The sequence below is a fragment of the Streptomyces sp. NPDC052721 genome (assembly GCF_040678315.1).
Taxonomy (GTDB): Bacteria; Actinomycetota; Actinomycetes; order Streptomycetales; family Streptomycetaceae; genus Streptomyces.
The window spans coordinates 103,001-125,452 of the sequence record NZ_JBFATL010000007.1; the positions used below are offsets into that span (position 1 = coordinate 103,001).

Annotated in this window: 21 protein-coding genes and 6 pseudogenes; 10 read left to right on the plus strand and 17 right to left on the minus strand. The window is 69.2% G+C overall.

Going from position 1 to position 22,452, the window contains the following annotated elements; all coding sequences use genetic code 11:
* Positions 1-2: 2 nt before the first annotated feature.
* Complete coding sequence (locus AB0L21_RS09720) at positions 3-776, minus strand: HAD family hydrolase (RefSeq protein ID WP_365783189.1); 774 nt, start codon at positions 774-776, stop codon at positions 3-5.
* 196 nt (positions 777-972) lie between these two features.
* Here AB0L21_RS09720 and AB0L21_RS09725 point away from each other — a divergent pair, with 196 nt between their 5' ends.
* The gene (locus AB0L21_RS09725; protein ID WP_365783191.1) at positions 973-1,155 is read left to right on the plus strand and encodes a hypothetical protein; all 183 of its coding nucleotides are present in this window, start codon (positions 973-975) and stop codon (positions 1,153-1,155) included.
* 345 nt (positions 1,156-1,500) lie between these two features.
* Here the strand turns inward: AB0L21_RS09725 and AB0L21_RS09730 are convergent, their stop codons facing one another.
* Positions 1,501-2,490 (minus strand): helix-turn-helix domain-containing protein, encoded by a 990-nt coding sequence (locus AB0L21_RS09730; RefSeq protein ID WP_365783192.1) that lies wholly within the window; start codon positions 2,488-2,490, stop codon positions 1,501-1,503.
* Positions 2,491-3,219: 729 nt separating this feature from the next.
* On the opposite strand from AB0L21_RS09730, the gene AB0L21_RS09735 reads away from it, so the two are divergent.
* Positions 3,220-3,708 (plus strand): hypothetical protein, encoded by a 489-nt coding sequence (locus tag AB0L21_RS09735; protein ID WP_365783194.1) that lies wholly within the window; start codon positions 3,220-3,222, stop codon positions 3,706-3,708.
* A 731-nt stretch (positions 3,709-4,439) separates the two neighbouring features.
* Here AB0L21_RS09735 and AB0L21_RS09740 read toward each other — a convergent pair.
* Positions 4,440-5,597: a Dyp-type peroxidase gene (locus AB0L21_RS09740; RefSeq protein WP_365783196.1), complete on the minus strand. Its 1,158-nt coding sequence runs from the start codon at positions 5,595-5,597 to the stop codon at positions 4,440-4,442.
* Between the two features lie 88 nt (positions 5,598-5,685).
* On the opposite strand from AB0L21_RS09740, the gene AB0L21_RS09745 reads away from it, so the two are divergent.
* Positions 5,686-7,026 (plus strand): right-handed parallel beta-helix repeat-containing protein, encoded by a 1,341-nt coding sequence (locus tag AB0L21_RS09745; RefSeq protein ID WP_365701775.1) that lies wholly within the window; start codon positions 5,686-5,688, stop codon positions 7,024-7,026.
* Positions 7,027-7,033: 7 nt separating this feature from the next.
* Here the strand turns inward: AB0L21_RS09745 and AB0L21_RS09750 are convergent, their stop codons facing one another.
* Both AB0L21_RS09750 and AB0L21_RS09755 read right to left on the minus strand, forming a co-directional pair.
* Complete coding sequence (locus tag AB0L21_RS09750) at positions 7,034-7,714, minus strand: hypothetical protein (RefSeq protein WP_365701992.1); 681 nt, start codon at positions 7,712-7,714, stop codon at positions 7,034-7,036.
* Positions 7,715-8,016: 302 nt separating this feature from the next.
* Positions 8,017-10,467: an SdrD B-like domain-containing protein gene (locus tag AB0L21_RS09755; protein WP_365783343.1), complete on the minus strand. Its 2,451-nt coding sequence runs from the start codon at positions 10,465-10,467 to the stop codon at positions 8,017-8,019.
* A 756-nt stretch (positions 10,468-11,223) separates the two neighbouring features.
* Between AB0L21_RS09755 and AB0L21_RS09760 the strand changes: the two are divergent.
* From AB0L21_RS09760 to AB0L21_RS09770, 3 genes and pseudogenes are all read left to right on the plus strand, one after another.
* A pseudogene (locus AB0L21_RS09760) lies at positions 11,224-11,355 on the plus strand (IS5/IS1182 family transposase); the annotation flags it as partial.
* Between the two features lie 427 nt (positions 11,356-11,782).
* Positions 11,783-12,556 (plus strand): maleylpyruvate isomerase family mycothiol-dependent enzyme, encoded by a 774-nt coding sequence (locus AB0L21_RS09765; RefSeq protein WP_365783198.1) that lies wholly within the window; start codon positions 11,783-11,785, stop codon positions 12,554-12,556.
* 11 nt (positions 12,557-12,567) lie between these two features.
* Complete coding sequence (locus tag AB0L21_RS09770) at positions 12,568-12,744, plus strand: hypothetical protein (protein ID WP_365783200.1); 177 nt, start codon at positions 12,568-12,570, stop codon at positions 12,742-12,744.
* A gap of 167 nt (positions 12,745-12,911) precedes the next feature.
* Here the strand turns inward: AB0L21_RS09770 and AB0L21_RS09775 are convergent.
* The 6 genes and pseudogenes from AB0L21_RS09775 to AB0L21_RS09800 all read right to left on the minus strand — a co-directional run.
* Positions 12,912-13,148 (minus strand): annotated as a pseudogene (locus AB0L21_RS09775) (helix-turn-helix domain-containing protein); the annotation flags it as partial.
* An 84-nt stretch (positions 13,149-13,232) separates the two neighbouring features.
* Positions 13,233-13,646 carry a helix-turn-helix domain-containing protein gene (locus AB0L21_RS09780; protein WP_365783345.1) on the minus strand — a complete coding sequence of 138 codons (414 nt, stop codon included), beginning with the start codon at positions 13,644-13,646 and terminating at the stop codon, positions 13,233-13,235.
* A 33-nt stretch (positions 13,647-13,679) separates the two neighbouring features.
* A pseudogene (locus AB0L21_RS09785) lies at positions 13,680-14,301 on the minus strand (hypothetical protein); the annotation flags it as partial.
* 71 nt (positions 14,302-14,372) lie between these two features.
* A complete protein-coding gene (locus AB0L21_RS09790; RefSeq protein WP_365783202.1) occupies positions 14,373-14,570 on the minus strand; it encodes a hypothetical protein in 198 nt (65 codons plus the stop codon).
* Between the two features lie 293 nt (positions 14,571-14,863).
* Entirely contained in the window at positions 14,864-15,127 is a 264-nt protein-coding gene (locus AB0L21_RS09795) for a hypothetical protein (RefSeq protein WP_365783204.1), read from the minus strand.
* Between the two features lie 70 nt (positions 15,128-15,197).
* Positions 15,198-15,389: pseudogene (locus tag AB0L21_RS09800) on the minus strand (leucine zipper domain-containing protein); the annotation flags it as partial.
* Positions 15,390-15,531: 142 nt separating this feature from the next.
* Between AB0L21_RS09800 and AB0L21_RS09805 the strand changes: the two are divergent.
* On the plus strand, positions 15,532-16,092 hold the full coding sequence (locus tag AB0L21_RS09805; protein WP_365783206.1) for a nitroreductase family protein: 561 nt from the start codon (positions 15,532-15,534) through the stop codon (positions 16,090-16,092).
* A 110-nt stretch (positions 16,093-16,202) separates the two neighbouring features.
* Here AB0L21_RS09805 and AB0L21_RS09810 read toward each other — a convergent pair.
* Positions 16,203-16,289: pseudogene (locus AB0L21_RS09810) on the minus strand (IS5/IS1182 family transposase); the annotation flags it as partial.
* Positions 16,290-16,439: 150 nt separating this feature from the next.
* On the opposite strand from AB0L21_RS09810, the gene AB0L21_RS09815 reads away from it, so the two are divergent.
* On the plus strand, positions 16,440-16,901 hold the full coding sequence (locus AB0L21_RS09815) for a pyridoxamine 5'-phosphate oxidase family protein (protein WP_365783208.1): 462 nt from the start codon (positions 16,440-16,442) through the stop codon (positions 16,899-16,901).
* Positions 16,902-17,004: 103 nt separating this feature from the next.
* Here the strand turns inward: AB0L21_RS09815 and AB0L21_RS09820 are convergent, their stop codons facing one another.
* On the minus strand, positions 17,005-17,520 hold the full coding sequence (locus tag AB0L21_RS09820) for a hypothetical protein (protein ID WP_365701789.1): 516 nt from the start codon (positions 17,518-17,520) through the stop codon (positions 17,005-17,007).
* 67 nt (positions 17,521-17,587) lie between these two features.
* On the opposite strand from AB0L21_RS09820, the pseudogene AB0L21_RS09825 reads away from it, so the two are divergent.
* Positions 17,588-18,387 (plus strand): annotated as a pseudogene (locus tag AB0L21_RS09825) (transposase family protein).
* A gap of 15 nt (positions 18,388-18,402) precedes the next feature.
* Here AB0L21_RS09825 and AB0L21_RS09830 read toward each other — a convergent pair.
* Positions 18,403-18,846 (minus strand): hypothetical protein, encoded by a 444-nt coding sequence (locus tag AB0L21_RS09830; protein WP_365783210.1) that lies wholly within the window; start codon positions 18,844-18,846, stop codon positions 18,403-18,405.
* Positions 18,847-19,114: 268 nt separating this feature from the next.
* Here AB0L21_RS09830 and AB0L21_RS09835 point away from each other — a divergent pair, with 268 nt between their 5' ends.
* Positions 19,115-20,434, plus strand: coding sequence for a calcium-binding protein (locus AB0L21_RS09835; RefSeq protein ID WP_365783212.1), 1,320 nt, complete (start codon positions 19,115-19,117; stop codon positions 20,432-20,434).
* Between the two features lie 70 nt (positions 20,435-20,504).
* On the opposite strand, the gene AB0L21_RS09840 is transcribed toward AB0L21_RS09835, so the two are convergent.
* The 3 genes from AB0L21_RS09840 to AB0L21_RS09850 all read right to left on the minus strand — a co-directional run bounded on the left by AB0L21_RS09840 (position 20,505) and on the right by AB0L21_RS09850 (position 22,340).
* Positions 20,505-21,152, minus strand: a complete 648-nt coding sequence (locus tag AB0L21_RS09840; RefSeq protein WP_365783214.1) for a hypothetical protein — start codon at positions 21,150-21,152, stop codon at positions 20,505-20,507.
* A gap of 795 nt (positions 21,153-21,947) precedes the next feature.
* The gene (locus AB0L21_RS09845; protein WP_365783216.1) at positions 21,948-22,073 is read right to left on the minus strand and encodes an Lrp/AsnC ligand binding domain-containing protein; all 126 of its coding nucleotides are present in this window, start codon (positions 22,071-22,073) and stop codon (positions 21,948-21,950) included.
* Positions 22,074-22,163: 90 nt separating this feature from the next.
* The gene (locus AB0L21_RS09850; RefSeq protein ID WP_365783218.1) at positions 22,164-22,340 is read right to left on the minus strand and encodes a hypothetical protein; all 177 of its coding nucleotides are present in this window, start codon (positions 22,338-22,340) and stop codon (positions 22,164-22,166) included.
* Positions 22,341-22,452: the final 112 nt, after the last annotated feature.

Consider the following 22,452-nt stretch of genomic DNA (forward strand, 5'->3'; position numbering starts at 1 on the left):
GGTCAACGGAAGCGCAGACGGCGGACGGTGAGCCGTCCGTCGTCCTCGCTCGTGACGATGTGCGTGGTACGCGGCGTCGGCTTCTCGCCCTCGTACACCGCCTCGCCCCGCTCCAGCAGATCACTGATGAACTTCTCGGACGCCCGGCGCTCGGCGTCGTCCATCGGTCCGCCGTCCACCAGTTCTTGCAGGTCCACCGGGAAACCGGCGCGTTCGAGCGCTTCGGTGCCCCGCGTGGTCACCATCGCGAGCACGAGCCGTTCCGAGACGTTCCGCACGACAACGGCCTCCGTGTCGTTCACGGCTGTGATCAGCTCGGGCAGGTCCCGGCCGTCCGGCAGCTCGATCCACGCCCGGTGCACCGGCCGGTTCTCCGTCGCGGCGCGCGCGAACACCGGATCGGCCGCCGTGCGCATCCCCGCCTCGCGGGCGAACGCGCGCTCCCGGGCGTCATCGCCCACGAAGACACAGTCGCCGCCCGTGGCTTCCCCCGCGCCGGCGACCGCCCGGTCGAAGATCCCGCGCCCGTCCTTCGCCCCCCAGTGCACCAGTGTCTCGTCCGTGAACCGGCCGGGGAACGCCTCGTGCAGGGCGGCCGCGGCACGTCGCGCGGCACCGGCGCCCGGTCCGGGGTCGGAGATGATGCCGGTGCGTACGTCGCGGAGGGCGTCGAGCACGGCCATCACGCGCGGCCGGGGGCGCAGTGTCAGAGAGCCGTCGGGTTCCACACGGGCATCCGCCAGAGTCGCCCCGACGTCGAAGAAGATCACAGGCATGTGGAGTGCCTCCCCGCGACGGACGCTTCCGAGTCGGGCCCACCCGGGTGAGACGTCCTGGGTAGCGTCTCGGCCATCCGTGTGGAGCCAGATGAGTGTGTTGGCCAGGGTGATGCCGGCGCCGCCCTCGCCGGCCCCAGTTCAGTCACCTGGACGAGGCCGATGCGCGGTTCGCAGCCGCACGGTGCGCCATGACTTGGGCGGCACGCTGTATGCCCTTGACGGCCCGCTGTGGGTGAACCATCCCTCGCGCATCGCCGCCGACCGCAAGGTGGCCCAACTCGCCGTGGCCGCACGTCTCGAACTCCGCGTGCCTCCTGCGCTGGTGACCAACGACCTGGTTGAGGCAAGGAGTTCATCACCGCCCACCGAGAGGTGATCTTCAAGACGCTCCGCTGAACGCCGTACGAACGGGACGGGGCCAGTCTGGAGGAAGGGAATCAGCGCGCCGGTGAGGACCGCTGTCGTGACGACTTCCAGCCAGCCCAAGGGGCGGATTCCGGCGTTGGTAGGCCTCGGCTTCCGCGAGGAACGCATCGGCATCAGCCACCTTCACCGTGGCCAGCAGGGTGGCAGCCCGCTTGTGTGCAACCGCGGGCTGCCTGCCCGCAAAGTCGATCGGTCGAAGCTCCCCCAGGGGTCGCCTCTCGGTGGAACCGGTTGGGTCGTCACCGTAGTAAGCCCGGCACCAGTGTGGGAGTGGGTTGGGTCCACCTGGCGAGTGTCACTGAGTGGGAGGCAGGGGGAGCCGGGTCGAGACGTGGTCCCGGTAGTCCCTTGGCGGTATGCCGTAGGCGTTGCGGAACGCACGGCTGAAGTCGGCGGCTCGGGGGAATCCCCAGCGAGAGGCGATCACGTGGATGGGGGTGTTGCGCAGTGCGGGATCGGCCATGTCGCGGCGGGCGTTCGCCAGACGTTGCTGACGGATCCAGGATGCGACGGTGATGCCCTCTCCCTGGAAGACACGGTGCAGGTAGCTGACGGAGATGTGGTGGGCGGCGGCGATGGCCGGCGGGGTCAGTCGGGGATCTTGCAGATGCCGGCGGATGAACGCCTGGATCTGCAGGACCAGAGCGCGCCGGGTGCTGTTGGGCTCGCTGCTGCCGTCCGCGTCGAGGTGATGGGCGAACAGTGCGGTCAGCAGTTCGAGGAGTGCGGCCTCCAACCGGGGACCGTCGGACGTGCGGTAGGAGTCGGTGTCGTGCGTCAGTTGCAGGAGGAATCCCGACAGCAGCGCCCCGACTCCTTCCCGGCCTGCTAATCGTCGGGTGAGGAGCTGGTCCATCCAAGGAGGGGGCAACGGAATTCCGGCCTTGGGCACGTCGGCCCCGATCAGGTGCACCGATGGGCCGCCGAGGAGCCGAAGGTGAACGGGCCGGGACGAGTCCAGGACGTGCAAGTCGAAGGGGCCGTGGACGACTTCCCGGTCGGCCTGGGCGACTTCGCTTTCGCCTCTGAGCGGCAGGATCAGCGTGTAGACCCCAGGATCGGACCGCCGGACGAGTTCCGATGTACGCCGGATGGTCGCCGGGTCCACGACTGTGGACCACACGCGTGAGCCACCGAGCCTGAGCAAGCGTGTCTCCGCCCGGAAACCGTCCCCGTGGTCACTGCGGGAATCGAGGGGGGAGACGACCCTGCCCAGCCGTTCCCGCCAGGCATCGAAGCGATCGGTCGAGGGAACGTCGTCGCTCCGGAACACCTTCTCGATCATCAGGAACCCCGTTTGTACGCGGCCGAGCAGGGACGAGGGACGCTGGTCAGACGTTTCTCGTCACGGGCTCATTTGGCAGGAATCGCAGGTCAAGCCCTGAGGGGGAGGCTAAATTCACCCGAACAACCGTGTCAACGGCCACTGGCCCGCGGGCGCCGAATACGGCCAGCCGCGGGGCTGCCGCCGCCCGGCGGCCGACACCGAGGTGGGCACCGCCATCGACCAGCGGCTGCGCTCATTGGCGGCGGATCCAGGCCGCGACCGTATGGCACGCCGACCGGCCTACCCGCGACCAGCGCTGACTCTTCGACTCGAGTAGACGCATCTGCAAGCCAACTGAAGACTCAGCGCTAACGACACCCCCGCGATTCGTCCGGCAGCCTGTTGGTGACTCCGATACGGACTCTCGGCCACTCCGACCATGGCGCCGAGTCGCACCGTAAAGAATCCGATCGGCAGGAGGAAGAATTGCAGGAGGAAGAATTGATGGGGTGGCGATTTTCGGGAGCAGCCACATCAGTGCCGCGACAACAACCTGCGTGAGAATGCCTGCATTCGCGTCCGAATCCAACTCAAGGACGACTACGGCCGTACCGTTCCCGGTAGCTATGACGACGCGGGGTGGCGGAACTACAACGACGCCAAGGCCAGCTGCTGAGAGCGACCTGGTTGGCGCTTTCGGCACACGGCCGGGACGCCGAGTCCTTCACGGCGCCACCCCAAGAAAGGATGACCATGACACGCGCGAAGAAGCTCCTGTACTCCATCGGTATCGCCATCGCCATCGCAGGCGGCGGTGCCGCATCATCTGCGGCAGAAGAAGGCCACACTCCCATCGCGGCTCAGCTGGACGAGAGCCACATGCCGGCCGTGACACCGTGGGATGCGGCCCCACAGCCCCTCCCTGCCGATGCTGTCTGCCGTTCCAGGATCCGAACCGCCATCGCTCTCAATGAGAAAGCCCTGGCGGCCGACGGTCAGCGGCCTGACACAGACGCGGCCGCAAGGTACAACCGAAGGACGCAGACCGAAATCAGTTCAGCGCAAACAGACTGTCGTGGCGGGAGCCACGCCCGGGAGATCAAGCGAGAGTTGGACTCGGCGAAAGATTCAGCGAAGGCAGCGGAACGCCACAACAAAGCCGGGAACGACGTGCCTGCTAGGCACGCAGAGCACGATGTGAAGGCTCACCTCAGCAGGGCCAAAGGCATGGCGTGATCGCGACGCGGCGGGCGGGTCCGCTTCCCCCATGGTGGAGCGGCGCTGCCCGCCCGTCAGAAAGCGGGTGATCGGGGCTGCGTGGTCGAGTTGTTGCCGGAGTTGGTGGTTTTCCATGAGCGCTTGGTGCAGCGCTCAGACGAGGGTTTCGTTGTCCTCTCGGAGTCGGCCGGAGTTCCACGGCGTCCGCCTCGCCGGAGTTCATCACGTCCGTCCCCTGGACGGCAGGACGGCAGGGCTGCTCACGGTGAGCGGGGAAATCGCGGATCGCGAGACGATCCCGGCTGGGTCCAACCCCCGTGCCGGGCACGGCAGTTGATGCTTGGGCCGGTGGTGGCCGAGACCGGCGACCTGAAGAGGGCCACGCACACCGTCGGCCTGCAGCGGCCGGATCGACACCTCCGGGGTCGCCGTCTACCTCCCTACGCATCCCGACCGGGGTACGCCGCCGTCCCCGATCCAGCTCCACGAGGGCTTCCGCCAGGGCGCGAGCGCGGTACGACCGGGTGGGTCCGCACGGTGACCGTCCTTGCCGGGTTCGCTGTCGGGCATGCCGCCCAGGCCCGCACCCGCTCGGCGTCCAAGCCCCTGCCGGGCAACTCGCCGCGCTCTCGTCCAGCCGCTTCAGACGCAGATCCAGACCCCCGGACCGCGCCGTCCCGTACCTCCTCGGTCTTGCCGCCTGCCCCCGCCGGTAAGCCGCGTGATCAGGCCGAAGCGACGGAGCGCGATCAGTCGAACAGCCGGGAGCCGAGCGGGCGCTGCCGGTCGAAGCCGGGGAGGATCAGGAAGGTCGCGCCGGCGGTTGTGGTGGTGAAGGGCAGCAGTGCGTCGGAGACGTCCATGTGGGTGAGAGTGGCGGTGAAGGTCCGCAGGTCGTTCTGGAAGCTGATGAAGAGCAGGCCGGGGGCGGGATCGTCGGTGCTGTAGGAACGGCGGAGCATGAGGCCGGCGCCGACCACCGTGGGGTTCGCCCTGCGCACGTGGGCGTCCACGGGAACGAGATAGCGTCCGTCCGGTGTCTTGGCTCCGAGTTCCGGGTTCGAGGCGACGGTGCCACCGGAGAGGGGGACGCCACTGGCCCGGCGCCGCCCGAAGACCGCTTCCTGCTCGGCTACGGACAGGGCGGCGAACCGCGGCAGGTCGAGCTCCATGCGCCGCAGTACGGCAAGGGTGCCGCCGGCGACCGCGGGGGGGCCGGCCAGCCATAGGTCGCGTTCTTGTTCTGCGGTCGTGTGCGGGCCCACGATGCCGTCGATGAAACCGAGCGGGTTGCGTGGAGCGGTGAGACCCTTGCCGACGGGCACGTTCGTACCGCGGCGGCCGGACTGCCGCCAGCGTTCGTGGACGCGGTCACCGGCGTGGTCCAGGAGCGCGGCGGCGACGACCGGCAGGAGCAGCGCGTCGCTGGCGCAGATCTGTATCAGCAGGTCACCGCCGCGCGCCCGCGGGGCGATCCGCTCGCGGGAGAACCGCGGGAGGTCGACCGCGCCGGGCAGCGAGGCACCGGCCCTGCGTACCAGCCGGGGGCCCACGCCGACGGTCACGGTGAGGTCGCCCGGCGGCAGGCCCAGCAGCCGCGGGTCGGTACCCGCTGTGAGTGTGCGGATGGCCTGGCCGAGTTCGGCCAGTAACGGGCCGGGAGCCGCGGTGGCGTCGAGGTCGGCCACCACGGCGAGCAGGTGGGGCTGGGCCGGCTGGGGATGTGTGATGCCCGCCTGGTGTCGGCCCGTCGCCATGACCGGCTTCGGCGTGGGCGCGGCGGGTGGGCCGTGCCTGCCTGGCCGGGCGGAGTCCGCTGTGCACCCGGCGGTCAGACCGGCGGCCACCATGGCGCCGGTGGCATCGAGGAACCTTCGGCGCGACGGGTGGTGATCGGCTCGGTGCATGGTGTGCAGAGTGCCACACCCGAATGGTGGCCGCCGGTCAACCTGGCGATTCTGGCGCGTGATTGGGCGTCATGCCAGACTGGGAACCATGCCTCGATTAGCTCTTCGTGTGTGGGCGGCCGTACTCCTGGGCGCGCTGACACTTGTGGTCGGCTGCGGCGGCGACGGCGGATCGGGGAAGGGCCGGCGACCGGCCGGTGCGCATGTGACGATCCGAGTACCTGCCGATGCCCCGACGATCTCGGCCGCGGTGTCCTTGGCTCGGCCCGGTGACCTGGTACTGGTCGCGCCGGGCGTGTACCACGAGTCGGTGAGGATCGACACGGCTCGCATCACTCTTCGCGGCGCGTCCCGGGACAAGGTGGTCATCGACGGGCGGTTGCGGCAGCCGAACGGTGTCGTCGTCGCGGCGCCCGGGGTGGCCGTGGAGAACCTGACCGTGAGGAACAACACGCAGAACGGGGTGCTGGTCACCGGTTCGGCGAAGGCGGCCGCCGGCCTGCCGGGGGGAAGCGGCGGCTACGACACCGGCGACGAGCCCGTCACCTTCCTGAAGTCCTTCCTGGTCTCCCACGTGACCGCGACCCGCAACGGCCTGTACGGCATCTACGCGTTCTCCGCCCAGAACGGTGTGATCGAGCACTCGTACGCGTCGGGTGGCGCCGACTCGGGGATCTATGTCGGCCAGTGCAAGCCCTGCAACATCGTGGTGCGGGACAACGTCGCCGAACTCAACGCGGTCGGTTACGAAGGCACCAACGCCAGCGGTGACATGTACGTGGTCGGCAACCGCCTGGTCGGCAACCGGGTCGGACTCACGACCAACTCCGACCACCAGGAGAAACTGCTCCCGCAGAAGGGCTCCGTCATCGCGGGCAATCTGATCGCCGCCAACCAGCAGACGGCCACCCCGGAGCAGGCCGACGGTGGGTGGGGCACCGGCGTCGGCATCGACGGCGGCAGCGACAACCGGTTCATCCGCAACCGTATCGCCGACAACAGCAACGCCGGGCTGATGATCACCGCGACCGCCGACCTGCCCCCGGTCGGCAACCAGATCACGGACAACACGTTCACCGGCAACGGCGTCGACGTCGGCTGGACGTTCCCCACCGCCACACAGGGACGGGGCAACTGCCTGCGCGGCAACGACCTGCGAACCACGGTGCCCGCCCGGCTCGCGAAAACCGCGTCCTGTCCGCTTCCGGCCAGGTCACCCTCGCCGGCCGGCAGGTGGACGATGCCGACGGCACCCGGCGGCATCCCGTTCACCGAGGTCGCGGCGCCTGGTCCACAGCCGCAGTTCCCCCATGCCCTCACTACGGGCGCCACCGCGGTCCCGCCCGTTCCGGCCCTACCGGACACGGCAGGCATCCCGCTGCCGCCGGCTTCCCTGCTCGCCGCGAACGCGCGGGTGCAGACGTCCTGAACAGCGGTTACCGCTTCGGGGTGACTCCGGGGACCGGCTTGACCGGAACGTACTTCTGGGTGTCGAAGTCGATGACCACCGGCTGCGACTCGGAGTCCACGCTGACACGGACCCGGTACATGGTGCCGTCCGAGCCGACCCAGTAGCGCACGTTGCCCGCCGTACGAGAGCGGTCACGGGAGGACGGCCCGGCCATGACGTCCACCTGATGTCCCTTCACCTCGTCTCGGCCCCACCAGGCGGCGCCGTTCTGCGGCAGCAGTGCGGCGTTGTCCGGCCGGTCGCTGCCGAGACTGAGCGCGATGGTCAGCGCCGTGTCCAGCGAGTTGCCGGACGACTGCAGCGGGCGGCTGTACCAGCCCGAGCGAGGCGGCGACGCGGGTATGTGCGCCGGGGCCTTCACCATGGGATGGACGAACACCGAGGTGGCCGTCCACTCGATCAGCCCGTCGCTGGACGTGCCGCGCCCGGTGCCGTGTACGACGCCGTAACCGAGCTTGCGTCGGTAGTCGACGGACCCGGTGAGGACAAGCCCGCCGGCGGTGCCCGGCACAGTGATCGTCACCGCGCGGCCGTGCATCTGGTAGTTGCGGAACCGCGTGATCGCCAGCCGGTTCGTCTCGTCCGACGTCAGTGCGCGGGGACCGCTGGGGCCGGAGCCGCCGCGGACGATCAGGAACGCGGCCACCACGACGGCCGCTGCGCCGATGACGGCCGCCGCCCAGCGTGGCCGCAGCCATCGTCGCCGGTCAGCGGCACGGCCTGGTAGAGCTGGCTGGATTCTGACGTTCCGCACGCGGCTCGACGCTGACACTCTTCTGATCCACCCTCTCGATCACCGCACCGCTCGGCCGCCGTGCGGTCGCGACGGCACTCGGCAGCCCAGTGACAGACGACGACAAGGCCGGCCCTGGTGGACCGGCCGAGACGTGATCTGCCCGACCGGCCGTCCGGACCGCGGGCGGGCAGATCATTGTTTCTTCCGTTCGTTCAGTGTTTCCGGGCGCGACGCTTTCGGCTCACGAAGGCGATGACCAGGCCCGCACCCACCAGCAGACCGACGAGGGTGATCATCTCCGGCAGCCGGGACATACCGGTGTGCGCCAGCGAACCCGAACTCCCGCCTGCCGGGGCCGGGTTGCCAGGCGCCGCGGGCGACGGTGCCGTAGAGACCGGTGGCGAGGCCGGGGTCGGCGTCGGTGTAGGCGTGGGACTCGGCGTAGGCGTCGGACTCGGCGTTGCCTTCGGGATGTACACGCCGGCGTCGATCGTGTGGTCGACTCCGCCCGGCTTGTCCGGCGCCGTGACGGGCGCGTAGCCGTTGCACAACCGCCCGGTGGTCGGCGGGGTCACATTGGAGTCGTGCGCACGGTCGGCACCGGCTCGCGGAAGCGTGAACCTCAGCTCGCTCGCCGGGGGCTGCTCGGGCACCTGGCTGGTGTCCGCGGTGCACACGTCGAACTGCACCGTGTACTTCGCGCCCGGCGTGAGCTCGTACGCGGCGCCGACACCACCGAAGTAGTACTCGCCAGCGGCATTGGTCCTGGTCGTGGCGACCTGTTTGCCGTCCGCGTCCAGCAGGTTGATCGTCGCCCCCGGCAGCAGCACGTGCCCCGGGTCCTGGATCCCGTTGTGGTCGCCGTCGAACCACACGACGTTGCCGATCTGGATCGGCGCGTTCGCCGCCGCGTACGCGATGTCGCCGAGCCCGCCGGCCTTGCCGAACCCGCCTTGTTCCCGGCTGACGAACTGGAACCCGTTGGCCGTCGGGTTGTTGCCCGGGCCCTGACCGGTCGTGATGTCGTGGTACCCGGTCCCTGAGGTCGCGACGTTGACGACCGGGTCGAACTCCGTGCTGACGACCCACTGCTGCTGCGGGATATAGGCCACCGATCCCAGCGCGGTCTCCTGGTGCGCGTTGGCGTAGAAGTCGCCCGGGAAGTATTCGACGACATCGGCGCCCTGGCCGCCATTGTTGGCGGGGGTGGCGTGGTTGGGGCAGCTCCCGGTGCCTTCCCACTGGTATTCACCGGTGGGAGTGGCGCAGACCATGGTGATGTCACCACCGGACATGCCGTTTTCCGCCGTGTCGTTCCCCGGGCGGGGGTCCAGCCCTCCCCAACTGAGCACGTCCATGAACCGGTCGCGGAAACCCAGGATCATCGAGCCGTCGCGGCCGAAGGCGAGGGAGGACAGCTCCGGCTGCGGATCGATGAAGACGTTGCCCGCCTTCCGGTCGTCCCACGTGTCCAGGCTGGTGTTCCACGGGTTCCAGTGGGTGGCCTTGTCTCCGGAACCGAAGACGCTGCCGCGTTCGTCCGTGAGCGGGTGGCTCAGCACCGTGGTGAACCGCTTGCCGTCGTAGGTGGAGACGAAGGCTTTCAGGTCCGCGCGCCGCTGCGTGCTCTCCGCGCTGCACACGCCGCCGACGTACAGCGTGTTGTCGTGGACCTGGAGACCGAACGGCCGCCAGTCGTCGGGGCTCGCGCACCCCGGGTCCGGGATCGGGACCGTCGACTTGGGCGCCGTGGCGGTGGCCCCTGTCGCGTCGAAGCTCACCAGGGTGCGGGTCCGCAGGTTCACCGCGTACAGCGTGGAGCCGTCCTCCGACAGGGCCAGGCCACCGATGCTCTCCTTGCCCGGCGCGTCGGTGAACCCGGGGTCCTTGATCATGTTGGCGGTGTCATGCCGCGTCACCGCGGCGTCGGGCACCCGCGCGAACAGCTTCGGCGCACCCGAGCCGTTGACCGGCACCGTGTAGATCGCGCCCCCGCCCTGCGGCCCGTACGGGGCGTACCGGCGGGCGAACGCGCTCTGGAACAGCCGGCTCCGGTACGTGTCGTACGCCAATCCGAACGTCGTGCCCACCTGGTCCTGCGTGGCGAGCGTGGTCGGGCACGCCACATCGGTGGGACACGTGCCCCGGGTCTTCGTCCCGAACGCCACCAACGCCCGCTTGTCGGTCCCGTTGGCACCGTTGTGGACCGGCACGAAGTACCGCGAGTCCGGCAGCGCGTAGTCGGCCGGATCCCACACCCCCGTCACCACCGAGGCGTTCTTCCCGCCGGACACGTCCACGAACGACGTGAAGCTGTCGAAGTGGTTCTCCTTCGTCGACGCGGGCGCCGCCCGCAGATAGCCGCTGTACGGCGCCGGGACGCTGACATCGACGCGGTAATGGCCGCCGCTCAGCACCGTCGACCGCGACACCACGACCTTTCCGGTGGCATCCGTGACGCCGGTGACATGATGTCCCGCGGGGTCGGAGATCTCCACCTTCATGCCGCGCTGCGGCACGTCCATCGTCGCGTTGATCACGCCGGTGCCGAAGAAGTCGCGCAGCACCTGGACCGTCAGCGTGCCGTCGGCGGCCGAAGCTGCGGCCGGTCCAGCCGTCGCTCCCACGGCGCCGCCGGCCAGTAAGAGGACGGACAACACCATGCGCGCCAACGGCCCTGGGTACCTCCAGGCCGACCGGCGCGCTTCTCTGCTGACTCGGTTCATGGCATCACACTCCACACTCCTCGTGTCATGAATACGAAGCCCCCCGCTTCTCGCTGCACGTCCACTTCGTGACCCCAGACGCGGAGGCCAGGTCGACACCACAAATGGAAAAAGGGCCCACTGCTGTTGCGCGGACCGCTTCGTGATGATTGTTCGAAGATATTGTGGGCACACCATAAGCGCCGCAGGCCGGCAAAAGCGAACGCGAGTTCAGGGCTTCGGGCGGGACCGCCCTGCGCTGTGTGTTTTTGCAGCCCGATCACGGCACCCTCGCCCCCACCGCCAACGTCGCCGACCGCCATCGCGAGCAGCGCGCGACACTTTATCCGCCGGAGCCCCGCCGGCACCAACAGACCCCTGAATCCGTCCGGAAATCTGCGATAGCCCCCGAGCGTCAGGGAATGGCGACCGGAAGAATGTGCGACAGCGGCCTGATGCCCGGATCCGATTCCGTTGTGTGCCTGACGCCCGGATGCCGCGTGCGGGCGGACTCGAGACACAGGGACGGTGTGGAGTCGAGAGCAGTCCGGTTCCCCTGCCGCCTGATCGACGTGGCGTCATATCTGGCGGAAAAGAGATACGGACACCAGTACGGGCGCAGTCGTTGACGATCACGGTGGCGACTGCGCTCGGCCTGCCGGAAGCTCGGGGACCACCCGGGACGATCACAGGGCGGATCGAGCCCGCAGGGGCAAGGGCATCGAGTCCTCCACACAGTCGGGCGCCCCTCGGGTCACGGAGAGCACGGCCTCCTGGATCGCCGGATGCCGACGCCTGCCCCGCCGCTACGAGCACAAGGCCGAGCACTTCCTCGCTTCATCGGCCCGGCCGCCGCCCCGATCAACTACGAGCCGCAAGAACGTCATCAGATGCCTGATGCATCGTGGAGAGTATCCGTTCACCGCCCCGGCGAGCCGCGCGGAGTCCGAGATCACCAGTACCTGGATCAGGTGTCCCCTTGACCGGGCGCTGGCGCCGCCGGGCCGCACACTGCTCAGGCCGCTGGCATCGGCCAAGGGTGCGGATTGCTGGGAGTGACTTCGTGGGCCAAGCAGCGAGTCGGTAGCGGGCCCGGTGGTTGCGCTGGTTCTCTTGGCCCAGATGGTAGGTCCAGTAGCGGTCGAAGTCGCCGTTGGCGAGCAGTGCACGGAATTTCAGGACGGCTTCGACGCCGGCGCTCCGCCCGGCCGTCGACGCGTTCGTCCGACAAATTCGCTACCCGGCGGCCGGAGCGCCGTGATACACAACCGACGTGCAAAACATCTTGGAGTTCCCCGAGGTCCTGCGGCTGATCGAAGACCGCTCGGCCGCTTTCCGCGCCGCGATCGCGTCCGCCCCCGACCTTGACGTCCAGGTCCCGACCTGCCCGGACTGGACGCTGCGCGAACTGGCGCAGCACCTCGGCGACGGCCGCCGCCGCCAGGCCTCCATCGTCGCGGCGGGCCCGGGCGTCGAGCCCCCGGCGAGGACGGACCCGAAGGGCGCCCCGACCGCGCCCCGCGACCGCGAAGCCCTGGACGCCTGGCTCGCCGAGTCGACCGCGCTCATGCTCGACGCGATGCGCGAGGCCGGCCCGGACCGCGGCTGCTGGACCTGGTGGGGTCGCTCGCAAGCCCCGGAGACCAGCGGAGCCGTGGCCCGGCACCAGATCCAGGAGATCGCCGTCCACACCTACGACGCCCAGCTCACCCAGGGGGCCGCACAGCCGCTGCCGACGGACGTCGCGGTCGAGGGCGTCGACGAGTTCCTGACGACCGTCGCGGCGACGACCGTCCCCTGGCCGTTCAAGCCGGCGACCATCGACCTGCACACGACCGAGGGCCGCTCCTGGCGCCTGACCCTCAACGCCGACGGCGTCCGCTGCGACGACCTCGCCGCCGACGCTGAGCCGGGCGACATGGCGATGCGAGGCGCAGCGAGCGAACTGGTCCTCTACTTCTACGAGCGCATCCCGCTCGACGGCCTGGAGACCACCGGCGACACCGAGCCGATGGAGCAGCTCGCAGACTGGGACCCGAACGCGTAAAGCGCGCACGTGTGACGCATCTGTCGCTTGTGCGCGCGCTGCTGCGGGCGCCACTGGGCCCGGGGTTGCGGACATCGCGCGGCTGCGGGCAGGCTGCGGGCCTGCTGTTCAAGGGCGAAAAGCGCACCTGCGGGCGGCTCGCGCTCGACTGGGGACAGTGCGCGGCGGGTGCGGATTGCCGGGACTGACCTCGTAGATCAAGCAGCGAGTCGGTAGCGGGCCCGGTGGTTGCGCTGGTGTTCTTGGTCGAGGCGGAAGGTCCAGTAACGGTCGAAGTCGCCGTTGGCGAGCAGGGCGCGGAGTCTCAGGACGGCTTCGGTGCCGGCCCGTGACCATCGGGGGCGTCAGGGCTGAACAGGCGGGGACGGCCTCCCGCCCACCGAGGGTCCAGGCAGGCCGGGCCGATCTGGTTGGACCGGTGGATCACGTCCCGCACCGTGTCCTCGTCGGCCTGCACCAACTGGGCGATCACGGGAACTCGGTTGCCGCCGGCCGAGGCCAGCAGCATCACCGCCCGTCGATGGCGCACTGTGCTGGTGCTGCCCCGGCGCACGATCCGTTGATCCAACCGGTTCCGCCCCCCCGCCGCCAACCCGGTAAACGTTCCCGGTCAGAGCACCAGGTGGTAGCGGCATGGATTTCGCTAGTCCTGAGTGCACGCCTACTGGCGATGCGGCTACTCGGTGACGTACTGGGCTTGACGACGGTACTCCTTGGGTGGGATCCCGTAGGCCGTGCGGAAAGCGCGGGTGAAGTCGGACGCGCGGGGAAAGCCGCAGGAGGCGCCGATGGTGTGGAGGGGAGTGGCGTACATCGCGGGGTCGGCGAGCGCGCGGCGCGCGCGCTCCAGCCGTTGGCTGCGGATCCAGGCAGCGACCGTGTCGTCTTCCTCCTGGAACAGGCGGTGCAGGTAGCTGGTGGAGATGTGATGCGCTGCGGCGATGGTGCGCGGGGTCAGGTGCGGGTCGTGCAGATGCTGCTGGACGAAGGCACGGATGCGTAAGACGAGGGCCTGCCGGCGGGTTTCCGGTGGGAGCGAGTTGTCGGAGTCGAGGGCGTGGGCAATCAGTGCGGACAACAGGTCGACCACGACAGTCCCGAGCCGGGGCCCATCGGACGGTTGGTAGGAATCCGTGCCTCTCGCCAGCTGGGTGAGCAGTTGTCCCAGCAGGGAGCCGAACCCGTCCTGCGCTGAAAGCCGCAGCCGGGCAACCCGGTCCAGCTGGTTACGGGGCAGCGGCAGCAATGCTTTGGGGACCTCCAGCCCAACTCCCGTGTGCAGATCGGCATCGTCACCCCCGTGGACGTCGACGGGCCGCGAGGTGTCGACGACGCACAGGCTGTCCGGACCGTACACGGCTTCTTCCCCGCACGGCGCGCAGCGCCCCGCTCAGAGGCAGAGAGATGTGCAGCCCTTCAGGATCGGACTGCCGGATCAGTTTCGGTGTCCGTCGAAAGCACACTGGCTGGAAGGTTGTCGGCCACACCGATACGGCACCGAGGTACAGAACGCGCTGGGAAGTGCGAAAATCCGCCCGATGGTCACTGCGCAACTCCAGTGGCGCATGGGTCCGGCCGACCAGTTCGCGCCAGCCGTCGAACCGGTCCGCCGGGGACAAGTCCTCGCTGCGGAATACCCTTTCGATCAGCATCTCGCATCCTCCACGTCTTGCGAGTCCCTGAACGGTTTGCCTGTTGCCACTTGATGACGGCAAGGCAGGAGTACACCATCCACAGATACACATCTGGTAAATGCCCGGGCGGAGGCGGTTCCACCTATCCGACGTGTGGGCCGCCTCATCCGCGTGTGCTGCCCTCAGTCGGCAGCGCGGCGTTCGTCGTCCAGGTGGACCACGGCGGAGCCGTGCTCGTCCGGACGGTGGGCGAGGCGGTCCATCACTTCGTACGGTGGCGGTCCCGCGGCGTCACGCCGGGCCCGGTGGTGGTCGGTGGGGTAGCCGGAGGCGGAGCGGCACGCGCGGCCCGGGCCCGCGCTGGAGGCGGGACACTCCACGCGCCGGAACCAGGCACGGACCCGATCGGACAATCACCCCGAGCAGGCGACGGGCTGGAAGCCGTCTTCGCCGCAGCCGACGATGAACCTGGCGCAGTTCGGCCGGGCAGCCGGCCTGTACGTGCCGGACCTGGCCTGACGGAGCCGGGGGAACGGGACGTGGTTCGGCGGGATGCTGTGGGGGTGTCTTCGGGTATCTCGGCACAAGCGCGCCCCCACGACCCGGCCTCCGGCGGAGGGGAAGAGCTGGGCAAGTGCCCCAGGTCGTCACCTGGGGGCCTTCTCGCGTCCTGCTACAGACCGATCGTGTCCTCTTCGAGCGCGCCGCCGACCAGGTCAGCATGCGCGGTCCGCCAGGCCACGTACTCCACCGCCCACGGCTCCCTGTCCACCCAGGCAGACCCCAGCGCATCATCGAACTCCCGGCTGATGGCCTCCTCATGGCCGGGATGCTCTTCACCGAGATGCTGAAGCAACACGTTGATCTTCACGCTGGTGCGCGGCGTGCACTGGGCGGCCCACGCGCTGTGGTCGTTGGGATTCGTGTAATCGCTCATGCCGGTTCAACGACGCCGCAGGCGGCACGGAAGGGTGAACGTGGACTCGGGCCGGGCAGCGTGGTTGGTGGTGCGGGCGGCTGGAACGGTCGTGCATGCCCTCGGTGCCCCACTGCCGGTAACGGTCAGCCCAGCGCGCGGCGGTGGTGTGGCTGACCGGGATGCGTTCTGCCCCCCCGACGCAGGGGCCAGCCGTCGTCCAGACACACCTGGCCAGACGCAGCATGCCGGTCGGCGTCAGCGGGGCATCACGGTGGGACACGAGGGCCTCCTGCGTACGGTCGTAGGTGTCGCGATCCACACCGAACCCAGCAGGCCCTCACCCTCACCTGTTCAAGCACCCAGCGGTGCCTGCGCTCGCACCGGCCGGAATACGCACTCGCGGTCGCCGGTTGCAGCGGGACATGCATCCTCCTCAGGAGCCGCCCAGCGGCATACACCCACTGCTTGCCGGGCGCTTCAGCCCCCACCGGTTCGATCCGTCGGCGGCTGTCGACGACCACGCCCTCGGACTGCTGCTGGAAGCCGCGCGGTGGGCACCGTCGGCGGGGAACTCCCAACCGTGGGGCTTCTTCATCGGCAGGCCCGGTGAGCCGGAGCACGACCGGGTGCTCCCTCACCTGGCGCCGAGCTCGGCCCGCTGGGCGACGGATGCGGGCCTGCTCGTCGTCACACTGACGCGCCGTCACGTCGACGACACGCAGCTGCTCTACTCCGAGTTCGCGGACTACGACCTCGGCCAGGCCATCGCCCACATGACTGTTCAGGCCCAGGCCATGGGGCTGTCCGCGCACCAATTCCGGGCCTTCGACCTGGAAGGGCTCACCAAGGAGCTGGACCCGAACCCGGGCTGGGTGATCGTCTCCATGGTCGCGGTGGGCAAGGCGGCTGGCGGACCCCCGGAGGGCCGTGTCCGGCGCAGCGTCGCGCACTTGCGCTCCGCTCCCTGGTCGCAGGCGGAGTAGCAGCCGAGTCGTGCTCATTCAGCGGTTGGGGCGAGGTGCTTGACCCAGGTCATTGAGAGCGAGGGTAGGTTCGGCGAGGCAGCTGTCAGGGGTCTTGTCGTAGCGGGGGGTCTTTGTCTGCGCAGGTGGGCGCGGTTGCCGCGGGAGGAGCAGGCCCTGTCCCCGGCGACCGTGTCGGGCCGGGTCCGGGTACGGCCGACGGACCGCGGACCCGCACCTTATCAGCCGACCTGTGATTGAGCGTTCCCGCTGGCCGTCCGAGCCAAAGGCTGAGGGGTTCATCGGTCGCCGGGAGTAGGTCCCTTGCCTCATGCGCGCTTTGAGCCTGCTGGCTAAGGTCGGCACTCATGCAGACCACAGGGATTGTTCGCCGTCAGGCGGCGGAGCGTAGGCGCGACACTCTTGAACGGCTCGTTACCGAGCGGGATGTATGGGTGTCGACAGCACATCCCGATCACGGGCCGCACCAGGTGCCGCTGTGGTTCTTGTGGGACGGGCGAGCGGTGTGGATGTGCACCAGTGCCACCTCCGTAACGGCGCGGAACGTCCGCGAGGAGCCGCGCGTGCGTCTGGCGCTGCCGGACACCTTCGATGTGGTGCTTCTCCAGGGTGAAGCGGAGTGCTTCCTGGACCAGGATGTACCCGGAGACGCAGCGGAGGCGTTCGCCGTCAAGTTCGGATGGGACCCCCGCGCGGAGGAAGGGCCCTTTGTGTATGTGCGCGTGGTGCCGAAGAGTGTGCGCGCTTGGCGCGGCACGCCGGAACTACGCGGCAGAGTCATCATGTGCGACGGCACGTGGTTGCAATAGCGGCCGTACCTGGCTGACGCCCCTCTCTCGGCCATCAGTCAGTGGAACATTGCCGCAATCGCGGTCACCTTCGTCTCCTATCTCGTGGGTAGCACGGACTCGCTCAGCGGGCCCCGACATACACGGTGAAGCGGACTTGGGTGGAGCCGAGTGTTTCGGTCACCCTCCAGCAGCCGGCCTCGGGAAAGTCGATGACCGTCGGCCACCACTGCCGGTCGCCGTCGGCAGTGGCAAATCCACCAGTGCTGCCGCGCACGGAGCCGGGCCTGTCCAGTCGTTCGGCGTCGACGTGCGGGGCGCCCTTCTGATCCGTCGACCGTCCCCGGGCGTCGAGCGTCATCGAGGCGTACTTCGTAGGGTGCCTCTCTTCGCGCCCGTCTGTGGGATTCAGAAGAGTGGGCTTGGCCACCCACAGGTCCTCGGCGCCGTACCATTTCTGGTTTTTATCGAAGTCGTGCACGGTGGCGGGTACGGAGTCGGAGGGGACCGGTGCGGCTTCCGGGCAGGCTGCATCCATTGCACCGGAAGCATCCGGCTGAATTGCCGAGGAGGATGGCGAACCCGGCTGGGATGACGTCGATGTTGAGCAGCCGACGGCCAGCATCACCAGCGGGCACATCAGGGACGCTGCTCCTCTTGCTGCCCGCCTTCGCATACACCTCAGTCTTCCATGACTGTGAGTTCCATTGAGCCCTTTCAACCTGTTGCCGTCTTGGCTTCTCACCGGCCGTATCCGCGAACGTCGCCGTGCGATCGGCAGCCGGTGCGCCGGTTGAGCGCCGGCCGACAGGCCCTGCTCCCCCTCGCTCATCTGCGCACCGGACATCCCAATGCTCAGCTCGCCGCCGGGTTCGGCATCGGCACCACCACGGCCTACCGGTACATCACCGAAGCCGTGGACCTCCTGGCCGCCCTGGCACCCACGCTCGAACGAGCCGTCCGCGAAGCGTCGAGGAAGGCGTTCGTCCTGTTCGACAGCACTCTCCTACCCATCGACCGGATCGTCGCCGACCGGCCGTTCCACTCCGGCGAACAAAAGAAGCACGGCATGCGCGTCGAGGTCCTCTCCGACCCGGCCGGACGTCTCCTGTGGGCCTCATCCGTCTTGCCCGGAGCCGCCCATGACATCCGCGCCGCACGCGAACACGGCATCCTCGACACCCTCACGTCAGCCGGCCCGGCCCCGGCCGACCGGCGACGTGCCCGTGCGACTCCCCCCTTTAGCGCGCTGACGTGGGACGAACCGACCACACAGGGCCACCGAGGCGCTGGCGGCTCTGTCCGCGTGCCCTACCGCGGTCGTTGGCACTACCCCTCCGCAGGCCAGCAGGCCGTCAACCGCTCCGACGTCAAGATCCGAGCCCTTGGCGAACAGGCCATGGCCATGCTCGAGACCTGGCGACTCCTGCGCAAACTGCGGTGCAGCACGAGCCGCATCACAGACCTGATCAAGGCCGTGCTCGCCCTCCGCCTCGCTCCAGCCTGAGATCAGGCAGATGGCTCAGTCTCCAGACCACCCCCAAAAGTAGATCTCCTGTGGCGTCCCGCGGGCGTCGTGCAGTACTGCGCAACGGCCGTACCCGCGCTCGCGAGCGAGCTCTTGGATCGCTGGGACGTGTTCGCGAGTCAGCCGTTCAGTGCCCGTAGCCCTCCGGGCCTCTTCGGCAGTCACAGGCTGTACCGCACAGACCTCGGGCTCCTCACCTTCCCGTTGAACGTGGAAGACATCGAGGATCGAGTGGGTTCCGGAGTGCTGCGTCCACTCGTCGGCCCACAGTTCGTCCAGGGTCGAAGGTCGCGGGCGGCGCTCTTCCTCAGGAAGCCAGTCGCCGCCGCGCACCCAGTAGTAGTCACCAGCGAGGAACACTCGGTGCCGCAACTCCTCCAGCGCGGCGCCCACGTCCTCCTGGTACGGCACGTAGTAGTCCCAGGCCGAAGCGCCCATCCTGTATCCCCTCCGAGTTCAACTGCCAGCGCGGTACTACCACGAGAACGTTAGCGGTCGCCTCCGACAGGCCATGAAGGCTGACGACAGGCCTCCCGCATCGACTGCCGAGACGTACCGAGGAGGACAACCAGCCCATGAAGATGCGTCTACTCGCCACCGGGCGGGACTTGCTGGCTGTGGCCCGACAAGGCGAGGCCCGGCGTGCCCAGCCGGTCGATCCTCGCGGCGGCGACGGCGCGTCGTACCGGGGCGGGCACATCGTGGGGTGGGCGGGACAAGACAGCGGCGACCAGAGCCAGACGATCCCGAATGTGGGATTCCCTACCAGGTCACGGCAGACGCACCCGAAGTCTTCCGCCTCACCGTCGCCAAGCCGTGCCGCGACGACTGCCGGTTCACCATCGTCCTGGAGTGGGTCTGCCAAGGCCGCGAAGGCACAATCCTCCGGTCGCTGGCGGAGGGATTGACACATAACGTCCCCGACATCGCCATCGTCTCCGGGCTGCCCCACGCTGCTCGGGCAGCAACGGCCGGAGTCGTGGCATGGAGCGACCGGAGGTCTCGTATGACTGTTCGCCTTTCCGCGTGCCTGATCGCGGCGTCGCTGCTCGCGCTCGGGATGGCCGGGGAGACCTCGGGGCAGGCCCGGGCCACCTGTTTCGGCCGCCCGGCGACCATCACCGGCTCGGGCACCATCAACGGCACCTCCGGCAGGGACGTCATCGTCGGCTCCGCCGGTGCCGACACGATCGACGGCAGGGGCGGCAACGACCTCATCTGCGCTCTGGGCGGGAACGACACGATCCAGGGCGGCCGTGGTGACGACGAGATCGACGGCGGCTCGGGCAACGACTTCATGATCGGGGATGTCTACGCCACCACCGGCGACGCCAAAGGCGGCGGGAACGACCGGTTGTTCGGCCGCGATGGTGACGACAGCCTCGGCGGCGACAGCTTCGCGGACGCCGGTAACGCCGAAGGCGGGGGCAGGGACCACCTCGACGGCGGCCCCGGTGACGAGATCATGGCCGGTGACAGCGTCGCAAGCGTCGGCGATGCCCGCGGTGCCGGAGACGACGTTCTGCTGGGCGGGCCAGGCGCGGAAATCCTGACCGGTGACAGCTCGGCGGGCGGACGCGTCACCGGAGACGGTGGGGACGATGTAGTGGACCTCGGCCAGGACGGCGGCGTCGCTGCCATCGGCGATCACAACATCAGCAGGCCTACCGGTGGCACGGCGACCGGCGCCGGCCACGACCGGGTCACGGGCGGCAGCGGCAACGACGTTCTGATCGGCGACAGTTCCGTGGTGGACGCCGCACGGACGTCCGCCCGCAGCGACGTCCTGAACGGCCGGGGCGGCAACGACACCCTCTTCGGCGACAACGCCGACTTCGACGCCACAAGGAGCGTGGGCACAGCCGGTGGAGACGACCGTCTGCTCGGCGGGGACGGCGCCGACACCCTCCATGCCGGGCCCCGCGACGACCTTCTCGATGGCGGCCCCGGCGCTCCGGACCGGTGCGACGGCGAGGCGGGGTACGACAGCGCCGTCCGCTGCGAAATCGTCAGCCACATTCCCTGACCGGTTCCGAGAGCCTGTTTCGAACTGGGAGGTGGTGTGCGGGGCGTGGGACACTGCGACGGCCCGGCGGTCAGCTCAGGGGAATCACTGTGCGTGGGTCGTTCTTCCTCATCAGCGCGCCGTTCGGTGTGACCAGCAGTTGAACCTTACCGGGCCTCAGTGATTCCCGGACGGTCGAGGGCTCTCCGAAGTAGCCGCGCAGGGTCCAGGTCGCTCCGGGTGGAAGGGTGACCGTGTCGGGGTCAAAGGCCAGGAGATCGTCCGCCTCGCCTCCGGTGGTCATGTGTTTCCACCGGGCGAAACGGCTGCACAGGCCGTCGTCCGCCGTGTCGCAGACGTAGGCCGGTCCGCCGTCCGCCCCCGCAGGCACGGCCGTCTGCGGCACGGACAGGACGAGCTGGGACAACACCTCCCCCAGGGACCCACCCCGGTCCTTGTGCAGGTTGGTGACATCGATCTCGACGTACAGGAAGGTCTGTCCCGGGGGCGCCGTCTTCCCGTCCGGCTCCGTGGGGGTGGTGTGCGCACCCGCGCCGGCGACACTGAAGCGGAACCCGTCCGGGCTCGTCAGCGGTGTGACAGGGCGGTGGGCGGCTGACGAGTGGCTGCCGTGCTCGGCTCCGGAAGCGCCGGAGCGCCGGCCCGATTCCCCCGGTTCCCCGGACGAGGACGCATCACAGCCCGCGGCCAGCACGGTCGCCGCCACCAACACGGACATGACTCCCTGTCGGACCTTCATCCCGAGCCTTCCCCCCTGATGGATCGTGCGTGGTACGAGCAGTCGCTCACTCGTCCCATGCTGTCAATCACTGGCCGTCCGCGTCCGGTCGTTGCGCACATCGACATCGGCCCGGTGCCCGGGCCGCGGGCCCCTGACCGACCGCAAGCCGCTTCAGAATCGTGCGTTGCTGTACGTCCGGGGCGGACCAGCGATGCACGTACACCAGCCCCCACCGGGCCCGCACGCCCTGCGCAGAGCCGAAAGAGCGGCCGTCGGCGGTGTGGGGTTTCCTGAGACCGTCCTTCCTCGGCTCACGGTCCCCGACCGGACGGGTTCTCGGCCCGGACCCGAGGAGATGTACTGACGTCGCAGCATCACGAGGGGGAGGCGATGAGTCGGTAGGGGCGGTGCCACCGTCACGCGCGGCCGGCCACCTCGTCGTGCTCCCCGCGCTACCTGGTCAACTGCGGGCAGAGGGCCGCCAGATCCCCTGACAGGACCGCCTTGAGCTGTCGTGACACGTCGTCGGCGAGCACGCTGTGCCGGCGGCCAGGTCCGTGTCCGTGTCCCCCGTGCAGTCCGGTGCCGGCTGTGCCGCGCGGCGGTGACGTCTTCCGCCTGTGCCGCGGCTGCCGCGGCCGAAACCGGCCGCCTCGCACAGCGCTTCGACACCGGTACTGACGCCCTCGGTACAGGCGAACACGGCGGCTGCTTCCAGGAGCCGCCCACGGGGTCGGCTGCGCGCCTGTGACCATGACCCGGAGGCCAGCCCGACTCCGTCCAGGATTCGGCTCAACCCCGGCGGTCCTGCTTGACCGTCTTCATCGTGAAGTGCGAGGTCACGCTCTTGACCCCGGGGATGGTCATGACCCACTGGCTGAGGAAGGTCTCGTACGCCGCGAGATCGGCGACGGCCACGCGCACGAAGTAGTCCGGCGTGCCGAACAGCCGGCGTAGCTCAAGAACCTCCTCGCACCTCGAAGGTCCGGCCGCGGGCGGCGGGGTCGATCACGGCTCGGTGGCCCCCGATGACACCGTCGGCCTCGAGCCGCTGGACGCGGCGCCGGCAGGGCCCGGAAGTGAGCCGGTGACGCCGGCGCACAGCAGCGGGGCCGCTTCGTCCGGGCCGATGCCGTCCGGCATGCGTTTGCCGTTCAGGCGGTACTGCTCCTCCCCCGTCGCCAAGCGACGCACTGTCTGCAGGAGTTGCCATGCGGCCGACACCGACCCGGTCACCGACGGCGTACGGGGTGACCTCCGCACCGACCTCGGCGACCACGCTCGCGCGGCCACCCCG